General features: G+C 64.8%; 2 protein-coding genes and 1 pseudogene. All 3 read left to right on the top strand.

From position 1 onward, the window contains the following. A pseudogene (clpA, locus tag JHC57_RS22115) lies at nucleotides 1–285 on the top strand (ATP-dependent Clp protease ATP-binding subunit ClpA); the annotation flags it as partial. A gap of 66 nt (nucleotides 286–351) precedes the next feature. Beyond that, a complete protein-coding gene (map, locus tag JHC57_RS22110) occupies nucleotides 352–1191 on the top strand; it encodes a type I methionyl aminopeptidase (RefSeq protein ID WP_294032715.1) in 840 nt (279 codons plus the stop codon). 215 nt (nucleotides 1192–1406) lie between these two features. Continuing rightward, the coding region (locus JHC57_RS22105) for a PQQ-binding-like beta-propeller repeat protein (protein ID WP_294032714.1) at nucleotides 1407–2289 on the top strand (883 nt) is incomplete at its 3' end.

Genomic DNA, 2289 nt, shown 5'->3' with positions numbered 1-2289 from the left:
ATCCAGCTCGACGATGCGGCGCGCGAATGGCTGACCGGCAAGGGCTATGACAAGCTCTATGGCGCGCGTCCGATGGGCCGCCTGATCCAGGAAAAGATCAAGCAGCCGCTCGCCGAGGAACTGCTCTTCGGCAAGCTGGTCCACGGCGGCGAGGTCAAGGTGAAGATGAAGACCGGCGAGGACGCCCATGTCGGCAACCCGCTCGCCTTCGAAATCACCCCCGCCGCGCCCAAGGCCGGCAAGGGCAAGCCGAAAGCCGACAAGGCGAAGAAGGCGGCAGAATAAGGCGACGGGGCGGCCGATGATGGCCGCCCCTCGCTTTTTCAGCCTCCAGCGCCTATATCCCTTCCCATGTACGACTATGTCTCCGTAACCGCCGACGATGCATCGGCGCCCGCCCGCGTTCGCGATGGCACGATCAAGCTCCACGACGAGGCGGGCTTTGCCGGGATGCGCAAGGCGGGCCGGCTGTCGGCCGAAATCCTCGACGCGCTCGTTCCCTTCGTCCAGCCGGGTGTGACCACCGCCGCGATCGACGACCTCGTCCGCACGATGATGCTCGACGGCGGCGGCATTCCCGCGACGCTCGGTTATCGCGGCTTCACGCACAGCTGCTGCACCAGCATCAACCATGTCGTCTGCCATGGCATTCCCGACGACAAGCCGCTGCGCGAGGGCGATATCGTCAATATCGACGTCACCAGCATCGTCGACGGCTGGCACGGCGACACCAGCCGCATGTATCTGGCCGGTGAAGTGGGCGTAAAGGCGAAGCGCCTCGTCGAGATCACCTACGAATGCCTGATGCTCGGCATCGAGCAGGCGAAGCCCGGCAACCGCATGGGCGACGTCGCGCATGCGATCCAGAGCCACGCCGAAAAGCACCGCTATTCGGTCGTCCGCGATTTCTGCGGTCACGGGCTCGGCCAGATGTTCCATGACGCGCCGGAGGTCGTCCATGCCGGCCGCCCCGGCACCGGACCCGAACTTCGCCCCGGCATGTTCTTCACCATCGAGCCGATGATCAACACCGGCAAATATGCGGTGAAGATGCTGACCGACGGCTGGACCGCGGTGACGCGCGACCGCTCGCTCTCGGCGCAGTTCGAACACAGCATCGGCATCACCGAAACCGGCTGCGAGATTTTCACCGCCAGCCCCAGAGGCCTCAACGCGCCGCCCTGGGCCTGATTCGTACGACGCCTCGAATTTCGTCATCCCGGACCTGCTCCGGGATCCATGACTTCAACGCAGCGCTGGTCTTCGTGAACCCCGGAGCAGGTCCGGGATGACGAGTGTTGCTATGCCCCCTCCCCCACCCCCCATTTTCCCGCTTGCACGTCCGCGCCTTCGCGCGCAGTCTTGACGTTAACGTCAACGATAGGCGTCGAACGGGAGAGCAAGGGATGGTGAAACGGGTCTTTACGGCTGCGCTGCTGGGCTGCGCGGCACTGGCACTGGCTTCATGCAACGCATCGAAGAATGACAGTGTTTCGGGCGGCGGATCGCTCGACGATGCCGAAAAGGCCAGCGAGACCCTGCTCAGGACCGGCGGCAACGGCGACGATTGGGGCGCGATAGGCTACAGCTACGACGAACAGCGCTTCAGCCCGCTCACCGATATCAACGACGGGAATGTCGGCGAGCTCGGCATCGCCTGGACCGCCGACCTCGACGATGCGCGCGGGCAGGAAGCGACGCCGGTCGTCGTCGACGGCGTGATGTATGTCACCCACGCCTGGTCCAAGGTCAGCGCCTGGGACGCCGCAACGGGCAAACCACTCTGGAAATTCGACCCCAAGGTTCCCGGCGAACGCGCCGTCAGTGCCTGCTGCGACGTCGTCAACCGCGGCGTCGCTGTCTGGGGCGACAAACTCTTTGTCGGCGCGCTCGATGGCCGGCTGATCGCGCTCGACAAGAAGACCGGCAAGGAGCTGTGGTCGACGCAGACCTTCGACACGTCGAAGCCCTATACGATCACCGGCGCCCCGCGCGTCGTGAAGGACATGGTGCTGATCGGCAACGGCGGCGCCGAATTCGGCGTGCGCGGTTACGTCACCGCCTATGACGCCGACACCGGCAAGGAACGCTGGCGCTTCTACACCGCGCCCAATCCGAAGAAGGAAAAGGACGGCGCCGCCTCCGACGACATCTTCGCCTCGAAAGCCAATGCGACCTGGTCCGACAAGGGCGAGTGGCAAACCTCGGGCGGCGGCGGCACCGTGTGGGACGCCATCGTCTACGACAAGGATCTCGACCAGATCTATCTCGGCGTCGGCAACGGCAATC

Source organism: Sphingopyxis sp. (assembly GCF_016463645.1).
Lineage (GTDB): Bacteria > Pseudomonadota > Alphaproteobacteria > Sphingomonadales > Sphingomonadaceae > Sphingopyxis.
The sequence above is the reverse complement of the archived record's forward strand: the minus strand, read 5'-3'. Positions and strand labels throughout refer to the sequence as shown.

Bases quoted from the DNA above. Each gene is read 5' to 3' on its own strand.
- map (WP_294032715.1), top strand. From the start codon at position 352: ATGTACGACTATGTCTCCGTAACCGCCGACGATGCATCGGCGCCCGCC.